The 16043-nt window shown below is 74.0% G+C and carries 16 protein-coding genes and 1 pseudogene; 6 read left to right on the forward strand and 11 right to left on the reverse strand.

The features are described from left to right. Genes IF02_RS0113620 through IF02_RS0113660 form a run of 9 tightly spaced genes read right to left on the reverse strand, consistent with a single transcriptional unit; the run spans nucleotide 1 to nucleotide 11014 of the window. The gene (locus IF02_RS0113620) at nucleotides 1–1143 is read right to left on the reverse strand and encodes a GNAT family N-acetyltransferase (RefSeq protein ID WP_030156644.1); all 1143 of its coding nucleotides are present in this window, start codon (nucleotides 1141–1143) and stop codon (nucleotides 1–3) included. Next, complete coding sequence (locus tag IF02_RS0113625; RefSeq protein ID WP_078622075.1) at nucleotides 1140–1895, reverse strand: lipopolysaccharide biosynthesis protein; 756 nt, start codon at nucleotides 1893–1895, stop codon at nucleotides 1140–1142. Before IF02_RS0113625 ends, IF02_RS0113620 begins: the two co-directional genes overlap by 4 nt. Beyond that, nucleotides 1888–3129: a glycosyltransferase gene (locus IF02_RS0113630; protein WP_078622082.1), complete on the reverse strand. Its 1242-nt coding sequence runs from the start codon at nucleotides 3127–3129 to the stop codon at nucleotides 1888–1890. Before IF02_RS0113630 ends, IF02_RS0113625 begins: the two co-directional genes overlap by 8 nt. Nucleotides 3130–3134: 5 nt before the next feature. Continuing rightward, nucleotides 3135–3911 carry a polysaccharide deacetylase family protein gene (locus IF02_RS0113635; protein ID WP_030156651.1) on the reverse strand — a complete coding sequence of 259 codons (777 nt, stop codon included), beginning with the start codon at nucleotides 3909–3911 and terminating at the stop codon, nucleotides 3135–3137. Next, the gene (gene murJ, locus IF02_RS0113640) at nucleotides 3901–5682 is read right to left on the reverse strand and encodes a murein biosynthesis integral membrane protein MurJ (protein ID WP_106977282.1); all 1782 of its coding nucleotides are present in this window, start codon (nucleotides 5680–5682) and stop codon (nucleotides 3901–3903) included. The genes IF02_RS0113635 and murJ overlap by 11 nt, the downstream gene beginning before the upstream one ends. Continuing rightward, nucleotides 5679–7067 (reverse strand): O-antigen ligase family protein, encoded by a 1389-nt coding sequence (locus IF02_RS0113645; RefSeq protein WP_078622076.1) that lies wholly within the window; start codon nucleotides 7065–7067, stop codon nucleotides 5679–5681. Before IF02_RS0113645 ends, murJ begins: the two co-directional genes overlap by 4 nt. After that, nucleotides 7067–8584, reverse strand: coding sequence for an exopolysaccharide biosynthesis polyprenyl glycosylphosphotransferase (locus IF02_RS0113650; protein WP_030156657.1), 1518 nt, complete (start codon nucleotides 8582–8584; stop codon nucleotides 7067–7069). Before IF02_RS0113650 ends, IF02_RS0113645 begins: the two co-directional genes overlap by 1 nt. Beyond that, a complete protein-coding gene (locus tag IF02_RS0113655) occupies nucleotides 8581–9798 on the reverse strand; it encodes a glycosyltransferase (protein WP_078622077.1) in 1218 nt (405 codons plus the stop codon). Before IF02_RS0113655 ends, IF02_RS0113650 begins: the two co-directional genes overlap by 4 nt. A gap of 19 nt (nucleotides 9799–9817) precedes the next feature. Continuing rightward, nucleotides 9818–11014 carry a hypothetical protein gene (locus tag IF02_RS0113660; RefSeq protein ID WP_030156661.1) on the reverse strand — a complete coding sequence of 399 codons (1197 nt, stop codon included), beginning with the start codon at nucleotides 11012–11014 and terminating at the stop codon, nucleotides 9818–9820. A gap of 102 nt (nucleotides 11015–11116) precedes the next feature. On the opposite strand from IF02_RS0113660, the gene IF02_RS0113665 reads away from it, so the two are divergent. The 5 genes from IF02_RS0113665 (at nucleotide 11117) to IF02_RS0113685 (ending at nucleotide 14200) form a co-directional block, all read left to right on the forward strand. Further along, nucleotides 11117–11359: a chaplin family protein gene (locus tag IF02_RS0113665; protein ID WP_030156663.1), complete on the forward strand. Its 243-nt coding sequence runs from the start codon at nucleotides 11117–11119 to the stop codon at nucleotides 11357–11359. Nucleotides 11360–11513: 154 nt separating this feature from the next. After that, entirely contained in the window at nucleotides 11514–11957 is a 444-nt protein-coding gene (locus IF02_RS0113670) for a rodlin (protein WP_051696195.1), read from the forward strand. 136 nt (nucleotides 11958–12093) lie between these two features. Beyond that, nucleotides 12094–12327, forward strand: coding sequence for a chaplin (locus tag IF02_RS0113675; protein WP_030156666.1), 234 nt, complete (start codon nucleotides 12094–12096; stop codon nucleotides 12325–12327). Between the two features lie 119 nt (nucleotides 12328–12446). After that, the gene (locus IF02_RS0113680) at nucleotides 12447–13685 is read left to right on the forward strand and encodes a chaplin family protein (protein ID WP_030156668.1); all 1239 of its coding nucleotides are present in this window, start codon (nucleotides 12447–12449) and stop codon (nucleotides 13683–13685) included. Nucleotides 13686–13852: 167 nt separating this feature from the next. Continuing rightward, nucleotides 13853–14200 (forward strand): hypothetical protein, encoded by a 348-nt coding sequence (locus IF02_RS0113685; RefSeq protein ID WP_030156672.1) that lies wholly within the window; start codon nucleotides 13853–13855, stop codon nucleotides 14198–14200. Between the two features lie 119 nt (nucleotides 14201–14319). Here the strand turns inward: IF02_RS0113685 and IF02_RS0113690 are convergent, their stop codons facing one another. Continuing rightward, nucleotides 14320–14559, reverse strand: coding sequence for a chaplin (locus tag IF02_RS0113690; RefSeq protein ID WP_030156674.1), 240 nt, complete (start codon nucleotides 14557–14559; stop codon nucleotides 14320–14322). A gap of 166 nt (nucleotides 14560–14725) precedes the next feature. Further along, nucleotides 14726–15346 (reverse strand): hypothetical protein, encoded by a 621-nt coding sequence (locus tag IF02_RS33110; RefSeq protein ID WP_051696196.1) that lies wholly within the window; start codon nucleotides 15344–15346, stop codon nucleotides 14726–14728. 282 nt (nucleotides 15347–15628) lie between these two features. On the opposite strand from IF02_RS33110, the pseudogene IF02_RS35485 reads away from it, so the two are divergent. Continuing rightward, nucleotides 15629–16012: pseudogene (locus IF02_RS35485) on the forward strand (rodlin); the annotation flags it as partial. Between the last annotated feature and the right edge of the window lie 31 nt (nucleotides 16013–16043).

Here is a 16043-nt window from a genome sequence, read left to right on the forward strand (position 1 = left end):
TCATCGGACCCGCAGTTCGTTGAGCCGCGCCCGCCAGTCCCTGGCGGCCGGCAGCGCCTCGCGCAGCGCGTCCACCGCCCGCTCGCGCCCCGTCACCTGCGATTCGTGCAGGCGGAGCAGGGGCGCGAGCGCCGTCCTGGCCAGCAGGAACCGCTGGTTGACGACGGTCTCGGGCCGCCAGTGGTTCTTGTACGGCTCGTTGCCGCGCAGGAAGCTCACCACCGGGCGGCCCTCCGCCAGGGCGCGGCCCGCCTCGTAGCGCAGCAGCAGCGTGGCCACGTCCACCTTCCGGGTCCGCAGGTCCGGGTCGGCCCCGTACAGGTAGCCGCCGCTGAGCGCTCCCGACAGCAGGGTGACGTTGGCGGCCACCACCTTCCCGTCGAGCCGGAACTCGGTGAGCCGGCCCTCGCCGACCCGCACCATCCGCCGGGTGGCCCGGGTCAGGTGCTCGGCGAAGCGGGGCCTCAGGTGCTCCGGGGTCACCCCGCGCCCGCGCCACTGCTTCTCGTGGAGCTGCAGCAGCGTCCGTACGGCGCGCGGCACTTCCTGCTCGGTGACCTCGCGCTCCTCGATCCCGGCCGCGTCGGTCTTGCGCAGCTTGGCCCGGACCCGCTGGGCCCCGGAGGCCGGCATCCGTTTCACGAGCTCGTCGAAGGGCAGCGCGGGCAGCTCCATGCAGGTGGAGTCGGTGAGCTTGCTCCGGATCCCCGGCCACTGGCCGTACAGCGCCTCGGCGGCGGCCCCGGGCCGCACCTCGCGCAGGTCGACGACCGCGCCGCGGGCGGCCCGGTGCAGGCCGCGGGCCAGCGCCGGGACGACCTGGTCGGCGTGCTCGGCGGCCACCAGGACGTCGAAGTAGTCGGTGATGCCGCCACCGAGCGGCACCAGGAGCGGCAGCGGCCGGTGGACGAGCATCAGCGCGCACGCGCCGACGAGTTCCTCGCCCCGCCGTACGAGCACGATCCGCAGCCGCCCGTCCCGGCCGTACGAGAGCCACCAGGAGTGCAGCCAGGCGTGGCTCTGGAAGGGGGTGGCGGTGGGACAGGCCCGGAAGAGCCGGTTCCACGGCTCTTCCAGCGCGGCGAACTGCCGGGGGTCGCGGCACAGCGTCACCGACAGGGCCCCGGTGGAGCCCGTGTTCATCGCACGGACTCCTTCTCCTTGGTGTCGGTGTGGTCGCCCTGCGCGGGCAGGGAGGCGTACTCCTCGACGACGGGCCCGGCGACGTGGTGCTCCTCGGACCGCCGGGTGCGCCCGGCGGGCCGGGCGAGCAGCCACAGCCCTCCGAGCAGTCCGCCGGCGCACAGCCCGACGGCCCCGCTGATGGCGGCGGACGGCGAGGCGGGCTCGCTCGGCGCGACGGCCTGGTTGAACAGGAGCAGCTGGACGCCGGTGTTCTTGGCGGCCTGATTGCTGCTCAGTGAGAGGGCGTCGGCGACGGCGTTGGCGATGTCGGCGGCCTCGGTCGCGCTCTTCGACGTCCCCGTGATGGCGATCATCGGCGACTCGGGGGAGGTCTCGGCGCGCACCTGCGTACGGAGCCGGCCGGCGCTGATGCCCGCGCGCGGCTGGGCGTACGCGAGGGTGGAGCTGCTCGTGGCGATGCGGGCGTACGCCTGGGCGAAGCCGAGGGCGGTGGCCGGCTCGGTGGTCTCGTTCGGGACGGCGACGACGTAGCTGGTGGCGGCGTACTCGGGGGCCTTCAGCACCCCGTACGCCCCGCCCGCGGCCAGCCCCAGCACGGCGGCGGCGGGCAACGGCCACCACGCGGGCGGCGGCAGCAGCCGCACCTTGCGACGGCGGCGGTCGGTCTTCCTCTGATCGGCCTTCCTCTGATCGGCCTTCTTCTCGGCCTTCTTCTGGTCGGCCTTCTTCTGATCGGCGGTGTCAGCCATGTACGTGCCTTCCTGGAGGGATGGGAGTGGTTTCGGGTCCCCTCTCGGGGGACCCCGTCGGTGGTGCGTCGATCAAGGCGTCCCCGGGCGCCGGGGCGGGCCCCGGCGCCGGCCCCGGCCCCGGCAGGGCCAGCGCGTAGACCGCGAGGAGGCGCTCCGCGCTGCGGGCGATGTCGTAGCGGCGGGCCACCGGGGGCTGGGGCAGGCGCCGCGCACCCGCCTCCATGTGCCCGCGCAGGGCGGCGACCAGCTCCTCCGTCCCGGTCCCGATCCGCCGCGCCCCCGGCGCCTCCGCGGCCGGGAGGTCGTCGATCGCCGGACAGGTGACGTGCAGCACCGGCAGCCCCGCGGCCAGCGCCTCCACCACCGCCAGCCCGAACGCCTCCTCCCGCGACGGCGACACGAACACGTCCATGGCGGCCAGCAGCGCCGGGATCCCGGGCGTCCGCCCGTCCGCGCTGTCGCCCAGCGGGTCCCGCTCCCCCAGCAGGTGGATCCGGCTCTGCGCGCCCAGCTCCGCGGCCAGCCGCCGCAGCGCCGCCCGCTCCGGCCCCTCCCCGGCCAGCAGCAGGTGCGCTCCCGGCAGCGCCGCCACCGCCCGCACCAGCGAGTCGAACCGCTTGCCCGGCACCAGCCGCCCGACCCCGCCGACCACGAACGCCCGCTCCGGCAGCCCGGTCCGGGCCCGGGTGGCCCGGCGCACCTCCTCGTCGAAGCGGAAGCGGACGGCCTCGATCCCGTTCGGTACGACGTGCACGCGCGCGGCCGGCACCCCCCACGCCTCCAGCCGCGCCGCCACCGTGTCCGACACGGCCACGGTCGCCGCGCCCAGCCGCTCACTGGCCAGGTACAGCCTGCGTACGCCGCCCGTCAGCGGCCGGCCCTCGATCTCGCCCTCGCCGAGCGAGTGCTCGGTGGCCACGGTCGTCCCGACCCCCGCGAGCCGGGCCGCGAGCCGCCCGTACACGCAGGCCCGGTACAGGTGCGTGTGCACGAGGTCGTACCGCTCGCGCCGGATGAACCGCACCAGCTTCGGCAGCGCCCCCAGGTCCCGGTTGCCCCGCATCCCCAGGTGCACCACCCGGACCCCGTCGGCCCGCAGGCCCTCGGCCACCGGCCCCGGGTTGGTCAGCGTCAGCACGTCGCAGCGCATCGGCATGTGCCGCAGCAGCAGCCGCAGCTGCTGCTCGGCGCCGCCGACCCCGAGCCCGGTGATGACGTGCAGCGCCCGCAGCGACTTCACCGGCGCACCGCCCGCCGCAGCTCCCCCACCCGGTGCCGCAGCTGCTTGATCCGCAGCCGCCCGGACCCGTCCGCCTGGCTGACGTGGGTGCGCGGCAGGGCGTGCGGGCCGGCCAGCCGGCCGGGGTCGATGGCGCACGCGTACCCGTACCCGGCGGCCCGCGTCGCCGCGACGACGCGCGCGTCGAGGTGCCCGTACGGGTAGCAGAACCCCTCCGGCAGGGTCCCGGTCAGCTCCCGGATCAGCTCGCGGCTGCCCCGCAGCTCCTGCTGGAGGATGTCGTCGGGGGCCGCGGTGAGGTCCTGGTGGAGCAGCCCGTGCGAGCCGATCTCCTGCCCGGCGGCGGCTACTTCGCGGATGCCCTCCGCGGTCAGCAGGGACTTGCGCGGGCCCAGCGGGTCCCACACGTTGTCCACCCCGAGCCGTCCGGGCAGCACGAACAGCGTGGAGGTGCAGTCGTGGCGGCGCAGCAGCGGCAGCGCCCGGGTCAGGTAGTCGGTGTAGCCGTCGTCGAAGGTCAGCCCGACGAGCCCGGCGCCGCGCCCGGCCGCGCAGGCCCGCAGCAGTTCGCCGACGGACACCCCGCGCAGGCCCCGCGAGCGCAGCCACGAGAGCTGCGCCTCCAGCGTGCCCGGGGTGACGGTGATGCCGTACGGGTCCTCGGCGGGATCGGTGAACTCGGCGACCGAGTGGTACATCAGGACCCACGGCGAGGCGGTCCGGCGGGCGGGGACCGTCGCGGCGGCCGGCGCCGTACGGGTGTCAGCGGGCATTGCGGAACCTCTGGGTCATCTGGGTGATCTGGGCGGGGAGGGCGGTGATCTCTAGCACCCGTATGGCCATGCCGCAGGCGCCGAACATGGCGGGGACGAGCAGGCAGCCGAGCGCGGCGCTGAGCAGCGGGTCGGGGATCATCGGCCCGGCGATCCAGCCCGTGCCGCAGGCGCCGACGGCGGCGACGGAGAGCCGGCCGATGCTGAGCGCGACCCGGCGGACCTGGATGGCGACGATCCGCGAGCCGAGCCCGGTGAGGAGCAGGGCGGCGGTGGTGGAGATGCCGGCGGCGTTGGCGGCGGCGATGCCGTACGTGCCCCACCAGCGGACGGCGAAGGCTCCGGCCACGATGTTGACGAGGAGTCCGGCACCCATCGCGAGCGCCGGGAACCAGGTGGGCCGGGCGGTCGAGAAGAAGGGCCGGGACAGCGCCCCGACGAGGCAGTGGCCGAGGAGTCCGAGGGCGTAGACCCGCATGACGGAGGCGGTGGCCAGGGTGTCGCGGTGGGTGAACGCGCCGCGTTCGAAGAGCACCTGGATGATCTGGGGCGCGTACCCGATGACGAGGGCGCTGCCCACGAGGACGGCGAGGGAGGCCAGCGCGAGGTCCTGTTCGACGCGGCGCCGGGCCTTCTCGCGCTCTCCGCCGGCCATGGCCTGGGCGACGACGGGGAAGGTGACGGTGCAGATCATCAGCGACAGCACCATCGGCATCTGCGCGACCTTCTGCGCGTAGTTCAGGTGCGAGATCGCCCCGGGCGGCAGCGAGGCGGCCAGGAACCGCTCGACCAGCACCTGCGACTGCCGGAACACCGCGAAGAAGACCACCGGGGCGATCAGGCCGAACGCGATGAGGGTGGGCCGGTCCCGGTCGCGCTGGCTGCGCGGCGCATCCTTGGCGCGGGGCGGCCCGAAGCCCACGTTCCGGATGAACGCGGGCAGTTGGACGAGCACCATCAGCAGCCCGCCCGCGGCGACCCCGGCCGCGGCGGCGCGCACCCCCCACACCGCGTGCAGGGCGATCATCGTGCCGATGATCCCGACGTTGTACGAGACGTAGATCGCGGCCGGCGGCACGAACGAGCGGTGTGCCCGCAGCGCGGCGCTGAAGTACCCCGCGACCCCGAAGGACAGCACGGTCAGCGCGGTCATCCGGGTGCACTCCACGGCCAGCGCCGGGTCGGGCAGTCCGGGCGCGAGCACGGCGACGACGAGCGGCGCCGCGACCACGAGCAGGGAGGCGACGGCGGCCAGGAGCACCGTCAGCCGCGGCAGGGTCGCGCCCACGAGGAGCCGTACGGGGTCCTGGGCGCGGGCCTCCTTGCGGGTGAGCCCGGCGCGGGCGGCCGCCCGCCGGGCCAGGGCCTGGCTGAACGCGGGCACCATCAAGAGCGCCATGGCGTCCTCGATGAGCAGCGTCGAGGCCATCTCGGGCACGGTCCAGGCGATCAGGAAGGCGTCGCTGTCGTGCCCGGCCCCGAAGAGGTGCGCGATGGTCTGGTCCCGGAACAGCCCGAACACCGCCCCGGCGGCGGTCAGTCCGGCGGTGACGGCGGCGGCCTTGGCCAGGAACCGCCCCAGCGGAGCCGGAGCCGCGCTCCCGGCCGGGTACCCGGGCAGGGCCGGGGCGCCCGGTCCGGCCGGTGGCCGGGGCCCGGCGGAGCCGTGCGGGGCCGCGGGGGACGCCGGGGCCGGGGTGCCCGGGACGCGGGCGGGGCCCGCCCCGGCCGGGGGGCCGGAGGCGGGCCGCCAAGGCGTCGTATCGGTCACCGGCCGTCCGCACCCGGAGCCGTGCGCGCCCACGGCCGGCCGGCGCCGCCGTCGGGAACCGCTTCCGCCGCGTGGGGAGCCGGCAGGGCCCACCAGGCCGCCAGGCCGATGATCACCCCGGTCAGGACGGTGGACGGCCCGCCGATGTCCGCGTACAGGAAGTCGGTCAGCTGCCAGACGAACAGCCCGATCGCGATCAGCCCGCAGTCCCGCAGCGCGGAATCGCCGGTGACGCACCGCCGCAGACCCGCGACGAGCAGCGCCGCCCAGCCGCCCGCCAGCGCGGTCAGCCCGATCAGCCCCTGCTCGCTCAGCACCAGCAGGTACATGTTGTGCGGGGAGAGCAGCGGCTGGCGGATGTACGCCTGACCCGCGCCGGCGGTGTCGCTGCCGGAGGAGAGCCCCAGCGAGGAGTGCCCGTCCCGGTTGGCCGGGAAGCCCTTGAGGCCCACCCCGACCGCCGGCCGCTCGCGCCACATCGACTCGGCGGCGGCCCACATCGTGTAGCGGTCGGTCACCGACTGGTCGGGGGCGCTGGAGACCTGCGTGATCGAGGTCAGCCGCTCCGCGACCATCTCGGAGCCGACCCCGAGCCCGCCCACCAGGACCACCCCGGCCGCGGCCAGCGCGAGCAGCACCTTCAGCGCCCGCCGGATCCCGGCGAGCAGCATCACCAGCACCGCCGCGCCGACCGTGGCGATCCACACGCCCCGGCTGAACGACAGCACCAGCGGCAGCACCAGCAGCAGCGCCACGCCCCCGCCGATCCGCCGGACCCGCCGCGGCAGCCCGGGCGCCAGCCCGACCGCGGTCGCCACGATCAGCCCGTACGCCACTACGGTGGCCATGCCCATCACGTCACCGGGGCCGAAGGTGCCCACGGCCCGGACGTCCTGGCCCTGGTACGAGGCCCCCGTGTGGGTCGCGAACTGCACGACCCCCACCGCGCCCTGCACCAGCGCCAGCACCACGAAGCACCCGGCGGCCAGCCGGAACTCCCCGGCGTCGCGCACCAGCAGCACGATCGCCGCCGGGACCAGCACGAACACCTGGAGGTAGCGCACGAACCCGGGCAGCGCCGCGTACGGGTCCCCGGCGGTCGCGGTCGCCACCGCCAGCCCCACGGCCGGCACGCCGAGCACCGCCACGCCCAGCGGGCTCAGCTCCCGCACCCGGCCGCGCAGCGCCTGCACCGCGCAGACCAGGACCAGCAGCAGCGAGGCGGCGTCGGCCGGGCCGACCTTGCCGGAGGTGCTCGCGTCGCCCGCCGCGATCGGGGCGAGGAGCAGCAGGACGGTCGCGGCGAGCGGCAGCAGCGGCCAGTGCCGCCGCAGCAGCCCCGCCGTGTCGGGCCGCGCGCCGAACGGCGATACGGCGAGGCTCATCAGCTGCCCCCCAGCCGGAAGCGGAAGAAGGAGGCCGCGGTGCGGGCGAGGATCCACAGGTCCTGCCACAGCGACCAGGTGTCGATGTAGTGGTTGTCGAAGCGGGCCCGGTCCTCGATGGAGGTGTCCCCGCGCAGGCCGTTGATCTGGGCGAGCCCGGTGATGCCGACGGGCATCCGGTGCCGGGCCTCGTAGCCCGGGTGCACGCTGCTGAACTTCGCCACGAAGAAGGGGCGTTCCGGCCGCGGCCCGACCAGGCTCATGTCACCCCGTACGACGTTCCACAGCTGCGGCAGCTCGTCCAGCGAGGACTTGCGCAGGAAGGAGCCGACCGGGCTCATCCGGTTGTCGCCGGCGACCGTCCACCGGGTGGCGGACTCGTGCTCGTCGGCGCGCAGGGTGCGGAACTTCAGCAGCGTGAAGGGGCGCCCGTACAGGCCGACGCGCTCCTGCCGGAAGATCACCCCGGGCCCGTCGGAGATCCGTACGGCCAGGGCGCACGCGCCCATGACGGGCGCGGCCGCGATCAGCGCGAGCGCGGCCAGCAGCCCGTCGATGGCCCGCTTCACCCAGCGCTCCACCGGCCGGGACGGGCGCGGCAGCAGCGGCTGTACGGCGTACCCCCACAGCTGGTCGGCGGGCTGGGCCACCCGCATGCCGGTCACCTTGGCGGTGCCGGCCGGGTCGGCGAGCCAGAGCCGGCAGCCGTGGTCGTGGAAGAGGCGGACCAGGGCGGCGGTGCGCTCGTCGGCCTCCGGCGGGCGGGTGAACACCGCGTGCCGGACCGAGTTCTGGATGACCGCGCGCCGGATGTCCTCGTGCGTGGCGAGCACCGGTACGGCGTCGCCGCCCTCCTCGGGGCCGCCGGTGGCGGCGAGCCCGACGGGCCGCAGCCCGTACTCGGGGCGCCCGTGCAGGGCGGCGGCGACCGCGCTCGCCCCGGCGCCGGGGCCGACGACGAGGGCCGAGGCGGGCCGGCGGCGGGCCGCGCGGCGGCGCAGCCGGTTGACGAACCCGCGCCCGGAGCAGGCAAGTACGGTCTGCAGACAGACGGCGCCCAGCAGCGCCGGCCAGCCGAGGGCCCGGCCCGGCGCCGCGGCCGCCACGACGGCGGCGAAGGCGCACCACAGGGCGGCGGCCCGCCCGGCCAGCGCGGGCAGATCCAGCAGCGCGGAGGGCGCGAGCCGCGGCCGGTACAGCCCGGCCTGCGCGTGCAGCGCGGCGGCCAGCACGGACATCGGGGCGGCCACCCCGGCGGGCACCGCCGTCCCGGGTGCGGACAGGGCCGTCGTGGTGAGTACGGCGGCCAGCGCGTCGGCGGTCAGCAACGGGAGGATCCCGTCGCGGCGCCGGACCCGGTGCGGCCGCAGCAGGGGCCTGGCCTGGTCGGCCCGGGGCCGGCGTGGTGGGTGGATGGCGGTCACGGACCGTCGGACGGCTGCGGTGCCGGCGGTGCCGCCGGCGGGCCCCGTGCCGCCCTGCCCGGTGTGCCGGGCGGGTGCGCTGTCCATCGTCATCGGCTGATGCGCTCCTGGTTCAAGGGCCGGGGCCTGCCCAGCAGTTCGTGGTACAGACCGGTGACCGCGTCCGTGGTCCGCCGCACGTCGAAGTCGGTCCGGGCGTGCTGCCCGGCCTGCTCCCCGAGTTCGGCGAGCAGCCGCGGTTCGGCGAGCAGCCGTCCCATGGCTTTGGCCAGGGCCGTCGGGTCCTCCGGCGGTACCAGGCAGAGCCGTCCCTGACCGGGCGGCAGGCTCTCCCGGGCACCGCTGACGTCGGAGACCAGGACCGGTCGGCCGCAGGCCATGGCTTCGAGCGGGGCGAGCGCCATGCCCTCCCACCGCGACGGCAGTACAACGAGATCGGCGGCCCGAAGCCACGGTCGGATGTCGGGGGCGGCCCCCGCGAAGAGCACTCCGGGCGGGGCGCTGCGGCGCAGCCGCTCGGTGTCGGGGCCGTCGCCGACGAGCGCGAGACGGGCTTCGGGGACGTTGCCGAGCACCTCCCGCCAGGCCCGGAGCAGGATGTCCTGGCCCTTCTGCTGGCAGAGCCGGCCCACGCAGACGGCGAGCGGCCCGTCGCCCAGGAAGGCGGCGGGCAACGGGAGTTCGGTACGCGCCCGGGCCCGGTCGGCGTCGCGGTCGGGGCTGCCTGGGCGGAAGTGGTCCAGGTCCACGCCGTTGCGGATCACCGACCAGTGGGCGGTGATCCCCTCTGCCTCCCCGGCCCGGCGTTCGGCCTCGCTGACGCAGAGCACCCGGTCGGCCCAACGGGCCCCGAACCGCTCCCAGCGCAGGGCGAGCGCGGCGGTGGCCCCGCCGACGGCGTCGAAGGACCAGGCGTGCGGCTGGAAGACGGTGGGCACGGCCCCTCGTACGGCGAGCCGCCCGGCGAGGCCGGCCTTGGCACTGTGGGCGTGCAGCACGTCGGGCCCGACCTGGCCGATGATCCGCCGGGCGCCGAGGACTTCGGCGGGCAGGTCGGGCCCGGGGGCCCGGCCGGCGCGCCAGGTGAGCACCTCGGCCCCGGCCGCGCGGGCGGCGTCGGCGAGCTGTCCGCCGCGCGGGCAGCCGACGGCGGTCCGCAGGCCGGCGGCCGTCTGGGCGCGGACGAGGTCGACGACGACGCGGGCGACACCGCCGTCGACGGGCTGGACGAGGTGCAGGACGGACAGGGGGCGGGGGATCGGAGCCTGCGCGGGGGAGGGCTGCGCAGGGGGAGGCTGTTTCGGCACGCGGAGTGGTCTCCTACGTTCAGCGGCGCGCGTCTGTCTGAACGAAGAGCACGCCGAGGAATTGACCCTGGCTTTCGCCCGTGAACCTGAAGCTCAGGCTGCGGGCGCCACCGGACAGGGCGGGACTCAGGTCGAACACGTCCGCGTCATATCCGAGATTATTCATATGTTCGGGCTGTCGCACGAACGAGGGATCGCCGAATTCCGTGATCGTGGAATTCATAACATCATTAAAAGGATTTTCTGCATCGCTGATGTTGACCCGGCGGCCACTGTCGGAGGTCACGGTGAGTGAGTCACCGAGGGTCCCGCGGTCCCCGTCGTACGCGACCACGCCGGCCTTCCCCGCCGAACCCGCGGCCGCGTCCAGCCCGGCGACCTCGACCGTGTCGGCGGCCCCCGGGCCCGCGCCCGCGGCGATCGACTCGAAGCCGTCCCACAGCGAGATCCGGCGCACCGGCTCCTGCGGGTGCTCGTACGCCACGACCAGCGTCCAGCCGCCCCAGGCACCCACCTCGGAGTGGCCCATCGCGATGTTCAGCTGGGCCACCGTCCACATCCCGGCGCCGCCCTTGCGGACCAGCGGGGTCACGTCGGCCGAGGCCTGGTAGGCATCGCTGCCCGCGTCCGTCCGGTGGCCGATCACCGTGTCGGCGAGGACCTCCTTGTAGGCCCCGCCCGGCTCGGCGAGCAGCACCCGGCCGTTGTCCTCCGGCGGCTTCTGCTCGCCCACCCGCAGGTTCCCGCCCCAGTACAGGCGGGCGTACGAGACCTTCGCGCCCTGCGGGACCTTGAGGTCGGCCCGGGTGGAGTTGTAGGTGTCCGGGTCCTTGTCGACCTCGCTGTAGAACATGTCGAAATCGCTGTTGACCCCCGCCGCACCCCCCTTGACCTCGGTGCACGGCTCGGCGTCCGGCGCCTCCTCGCGGCGGCAGGCGATGGAGGAGTTGGAGGCGCGGACCAGTCCGCCGCGCTGGACGGACTGGTAACGCTGGGTGAATGGGATCTTGGCCATTTCCCGCACGGCGGGAGCGGCCGGGCCCGGCGGAGCGGCCGCGGCATCGGGCGCCGTGGGGACGTTCGCCGAAAGTACGAGGCAGGACAGCAGACCGAGCGTGCCGAGGATTCTGCGGGACGAACCCATGACCCTGTCTCCATTTTCGATCAAGGGGACAAAACAGGAGTGAACTTTGTCAGAAATCAGGCTGGAAATCACGCCGGACTCGCTCGTACGGCCTTTTGGGCGATAACACGCACCCTCGCAGGCGGCGGGTCGTTATGCGGTGCACCATCGTTCGGACCGAAAGGAAAAACGGAGATGAACAAGAGGCTGATGCGCACCACCACCGTGGCGGTCGCCGGCGCCGCGGCACTGATGGGCGGCGCGGGCCTCGCCTCCGCGGACTCGGCGGCGGCGGGCTTCGCGGCCGGGTCCCCCGGCGTGGCGAGCGGCAACCTGGTCCAGGTCCCGGTCAACGTCCCCGTGAACGTCTGCGGCCTCGCGGTCAGCGTGATCGGCGCGCTGAACCCGACGTTCGGCAACACCTGCATCAACGCCTGACCGTCAGTCCGACCGTCAGTCCGACTGTCAGCCCAAACGTCAATCGGGTCGCTCGAAACGAAGGCATCCGGGTGAAGTCACGCAACCCGATCCCGGGCCCGGCCGTTGACCCGGGTGCTCCACTACCGGGCAATCCAGCAAAAAAGGGACGACAATGATCAAGAAGATGATGGCCACTGCGGCTGCCGCAGCCTCGGTCGTGGGCATCGGTGCCGCCATGGCCCCTCAGGCGATGGCCATCGGCAACGACAACGGCATCAACACCGTCAACGGCAACGGCGCCTCGCAGATCTACGGCAACCAGGCCACCTACGGCACCATGAGCCCCCAGATGGCGCTCATCCAGGGCTCGTTCAACAAGCCCTGCATCGCGCTGCCGGCCAAGGTCAACGCCCAGTCGATCCTCGCGCTCGTCAACGTCGGCGTCCAGGACATCCCGATCCTGTCCAACCCGATGAACCAGCAGTGCACCGAGAACTCCACCCAGGCCAAGGGCGACGAGCCGCTCTCCCACATCCTGGACAACATCCCGGTCCTGTCTCGCCGCTTGTCCACCCCGCTCGACCGCACGCTCGAATGCGCCGCGAATAGCATGTAAATCCGCCGCGAATTCCGGGCGGCGTACGCACGGGTGAATTGCGGAGCCACTCGCGAAAATCTCCGGTTTCTTTTCCCGGACCCACTCGTTGTTATTTCTGCAGTGGACACGCCTCTGCGGGAAGGATCGAAAACAAATGACGTACAAGAAGGCAGTGGTGCTGGCCGCCGGCGCTCTCATGGCCGCCGGTGCCGCCTCGCCCGCCATGGCCGACTCGGTCGCCGACGGCAACGCCATCGGCTCCCCCGGCGTGCTCTCCGGGAACCTCGCCCAGGTTCCGGTGCACGTCCCGGTCAACGTCTGCGGCAACACCGTCGACGTGGTCGGCGTGCTGAACCCCGCGTTCGGCAACACCTGCGTCAACGCCTGACGAAGCGCCTGCCCGCAAGGGCAAACCTCCTCGGGGTGGCCTCGGAGTGCACGGCGGTGCACTCCGAGGCCACCTTCGATTCAGCACCGGCGGGAGAGCCGGTAGACAGGGAAGGACCCATGCGACAGGTACTGAGCCGACAGGTACTGGGCAAGGGGGTGCTCACGGCGGCGGCCGCCTCGAGCCTGCTGTCGATCGCGACCGGCGCGGCCTACGCGCACACGGGGGCGATGGCCGAGGCCTCGCATTCGCCGGGTGTGCTGTCCGGCAACAGCGTCTCGGTGCCGATCACCCTCTCGCCGAACGTGTGCGGCAACAGCGTGGACGGCGGTGCGGCACTCAACCCCGCGATGGGGAACACCTGCGCCACCACGACCGGCTCCGACACCCACCACGCCGGCCGAGACTACGAGCGCTACCTCAGCCCCGAACACGCCGAGGCCTTCGAGCGCTACCTCGAAGAGCACCGGGGCGGCCGGCACGCCCTGCCGGAGCAGCGCCGCGAGGAGCCCCGCCACGAGGAGGCCCGCCGCCATGCACCCCGGCACGCGGCCCCCCGGCACGAGGAGCCGCGCGACGAGGGCGGCTACGGCGGATCGGACGAGTCCGGCGAGTCGGGCGGGTACGGAGGCCCGGACGAGGAGGAGTGCGACGACCATCCGCACGCCCTCCCGGCCCCGGCGCCGGTGGCCCACCACGCTCCCCCGGCGCCCGAGCGGCCGCAGTCGCGGCCCCACCCGAAGCCCCACCCGAAGCCGCACCCGCAGCCGAAGCCCAAGCCGGAGGCGCAGCACCCGGCTCCGAGGCCCGCGCCGCAGCCCCACCCCGCGCCGAAGCCCATCCCCCGCCCGGCCCCGAAGCCCCCGGTCCACGAGGTACCCGCGCCGCCGCAGCCCGCGCCGGCGCCGGTCCCGGTTCCGGCGCCCCTGCCGGCCCCGGTGCACGAGGCGCCCGTACCGCTCCCCGCCCCGGTCGCGGAGGCGCCCCGGCCGCTTCCGGCCCCCGCGCCGGTCGCCGAGGAGGCCCCCGTACCGGCGCCGCCGCGCGGCAGCCGGTTCGAGGAGCACCCGGCTCCCGCGCCGGCGCCCGAGGTCGTCCGTCCCGCCGACCAGCCGCCGGCCGCCCCCGCCGGTGACACCCCGATCCACCTGGCGCCGGCGCCCGTACCGGCACCCGTCCCGGTGAGGCCGGCCGCGCCGGCCCCCGTACCCGCTCCGGCGCCCGCCCCCGCCCCCGCTCAGGTGTCGGCGCCGGCGCTCGCCGAGACCGGCGCGGGTCAGCCCGGTGCGGCCGCGGCCCTCGCCGCGGCGCTGATCCTGGGCGGCGCCATTCTGTACCGGAGGTCCCGGATCGTCTGACCGGCAATACCGGTAATCGGAAGAAATATCGGCCGGAGAATCCCTCGTCGGATTCTCCGGCCGTCGCCGTACGCGTTTCCGGAGCGACGGGGAATCGTTACGCAGGGCGAAAGCGGCGCGACGGTCACCGCTGACGCCTCTGTCCACGAAAGAAGAGGATTTCGATAATGAAGCTCACGAAGGTCGCCGCGGTCATCGCCGGCTCCGTTGCCGCGCTCGGCGCCTCCGCTCCCGCCTTCGCGGCCGCCGCGCCGGCCGCGATGCCCCCCATGAGTCTGACCGGCGGGGCCACCGAGGCCGTCAACTCGCTCGCCCCGGTCACCGAGTCGCTCCCGCAGACCCTGAACAACGGGGTGGCCGAACAGGGCGAGACCGTCACCAAGGTCGTGGACACCGCGCAGCGCGTCAACAAGGTCCGCAACGATGCGCCGGGCGAGGTGCTCAAGGTGGCGGACGGGGCCACGCAGGTGTCCCCGCTGCTCGGCGGTGTGAAGCTCAACGGCGGGGCCCACTGAGCCGGTCGGGTCCCCCGCCCCGGCAGGATTCGCGGGATCAGCGGGATCCGCCGGAGCAAAAAGCCGTGGGCGCCACCGGCGAGGCCGGTGGCGCCCACGGTCAGGTACGCCGACTGACGTCAGTCGTTGACGCAGACGTTGCCGAACGTGGGGTTCAGCAGGGCGATCACGTTGACGGTGTTGCCGCAGACGTTGACCGGAACGTGAACCGGGACCTGGACCAGGTTGCCCGAGAGGACACCGGGGGAGCCCACGGCCGCGCCCTCGGCCGACGAGTCGGCCATGGCGGAGCCGGCGGCACCGGCCGCAACGAGACCGGCGGAGGCCAGGACCAGGGCGGCCTTCTTGGCAGAGTTCATGGGAAGTGCACCTTCTGTTCGATGTTCTGCCCCGACGCGGGGCTCACACCGAGCGAAACGGTCCAGCCTCCCGGACGACACGGCCCCGCGCGCAATCAGACCTGTTCAGCTCAATAGTCGTAACCACGCGCGGTTTTCGGGCCGTCTTCTGCTATGGCCCTGCCCGCTACGGCAGGCCGGGAACCTCCGGCACGATCTCCACCGGCGTCAGGACCGGGTTGGCCGGCTTGACCGGTGCCGGCTTGACCAGCACCGGCTTGGCCGGGACCGCGGGCACGGCCGGCTTGGCCGGGACGGCCGGGACCGCGGGCACCGCCGGGACCGCCGGAACGGGAAGCGCCGGCTTGGAGACGGGCGCGGCCGGCTTGGAGACGGGGACGTCGGGGATCTCGGGGATCTCGGGGATCCCCGGAATCGTGGGGATCTCAGGGATCTCGGGGATGGTGGGGATCTCGGGGATCGGCAGCGCCGGGATGTCCGGGATCGTCGGGAGGCTCGGCAGGGTCGGCAGCTTGATCGGCGGGAGCGTCACCCCGGGCAGGAGCGTCTCGAGGGACTTGGAGACTCCGTCGAGGATCGCGGTGATCTGCGCGAGGAGGTCGTCGAGCGGGCCGGCCGCCGCCACCCGGCGTTCGATCTGCTTCTGGGCTGCCGCGACTCGTTTCCTGGCGGCGGCTGCCGTGTCACCGTCCGCGGCGCCCGCGGGGGCGGCCGCGCCGGAGAGTATGACGACGGCGAGGGCCGCCGGGACGAGGACGCGGATGCGGGACGGCTTCGTGCGGTGCATGGCGGTTCCTTACGGTGGTCGCACAGAGGCGGACCCGAGCGATCCGCTTCCTCACCCACCGTGCGAACATCCTCTACGGAGCGCAACCGGAGCGTGAACGGCCCGGCCGGCTCTGGGCGCTTCGTACGGGCTTCGCGCACGCGTCCGCAGAAGGCTCACCCGGAGCGGGGAAATCCTCGGGCCGAACGGGCCGTTTGAGTGAAGCAGCGGAACCAACCCCCGGGAAGGGCAGTTGACCAGGGCGCTCCACTAGCGGGCACTCGTGCGACAAAAGGACCAATGATGCTCAAGAAGATCATGACTGCTGCCGCGGTCACCGCCGCCGCCGTCGGCGCGGGCGCTGCTGTTGCGGCCCCGGCCATGGCCATCGGCAACGACAACGGGATCAACACCGTCAACGGGAACGGTGCTCAGCAGATCTACGGCAACCAGAAGACCGAAGGCCCGATGAGCCCGCAGCTCGGCCTGGTCCAGGGCACCCTCAACAAGCCCTGCATCGGCCTGCCGGTCAAGGTCAACGCGCAGTCGATCCTCGCGGCCCTCAACGTCGGCGTCCAGGACATCAACGTCCTGTCCAACCCGATGAACCAGCAGTGCACCGAGAACTCCACCCAGGCCAAGGGCGACGAGCCGCTCTCCCACATCCTGGACAACATCCCGGTCCTGTGCCCCGGCAGCGTCCAGCTGCCGGGGCCCT

Origin of the sequence: Streptomyces sp. NRRL S-244 (genome assembly GCF_000717915.1) — a bacterium.
Taxonomy (GTDB): domain Bacteria; phylum Actinomycetota; class Actinomycetes; order Streptomycetales; family Streptomycetaceae; genus Streptomyces.

Bases quoted from the DNA above. Each gene is read 5' to 3' on its own strand.
- IF02_RS0113645 (WP_078622076.1), bottom strand. From the start codon at position 7,067: ATGAGCCTCGCCGTATCGCCGTTCGGCGCGCGGCCCGACACGGCGGGG.
- IF02_RS0113680 (WP_030156668.1), top strand. From the start codon at position 12,447: ATGCGACAGGTACTGAGCCGACAGGTACTGGGCAAGGGGGTGCTCACG.
- IF02_RS0113650 (WP_030156657.1), bottom strand. From the start codon at position 8,584: ATGACGATGGACAGCGCACCCGCCCGGCACACCGGGCAGGGCGGCACG.
- IF02_RS0113625 (WP_078622075.1), bottom strand. From the start codon at position 1,895: ATGGCTGACACCGCCGATCAGAAGAAGGCCGACCAGAAGAAGGCCGAG.
- IF02_RS0113670 (WP_051696195.1), top strand. From the start codon at position 11,514: ATGATCAAGAAGATGATGGCCACTGCGGCTGCCGCAGCCTCGGTCGTG.
- IF02_RS33110 (WP_051696196.1), bottom strand. From the start codon at position 15,346: ATGCACCGCACGAAGCCGTCCCGCATCCGCGTCCTCGTCCCGGCGGCC.
- IF02_RS0113685 (WP_030156672.1), top strand. From the start codon at position 13,853: ATGAAGCTCACGAAGGTCGCCGCGGTCATCGCCGGCTCCGTTGCCGCG.
- IF02_RS0113635 (WP_030156651.1), bottom strand. From the start codon at position 3,911: ATGCCCGCTGACACCCGTACGGCGCCGGCCGCCGCGACGGTCCCCGCC.
- IF02_RS0113690 (WP_030156674.1), bottom strand. From the start codon at position 14,559: ATGAACTCTGCCAAGAAGGCCGCCCTGGTCCTGGCCTCCGCCGGTCTC.
- IF02_RS0113675 (WP_030156666.1), top strand. From the start codon at position 12,094: ATGACGTACAAGAAGGCAGTGGTGCTGGCCGCCGGCGCTCTCATGGCC.
- IF02_RS0113620 (WP_030156644.1), bottom strand. From the start codon at position 1,143: ATGAACACGGGCTCCACCGGGGCCCTGTCGGTGACGCTGTGCCGCGAC.
- IF02_RS0113665 (WP_030156663.1), top strand. From the start codon at position 11,117: ATGAACAAGAGGCTGATGCGCACCACCACCGTGGCGGTCGCCGGCGCC.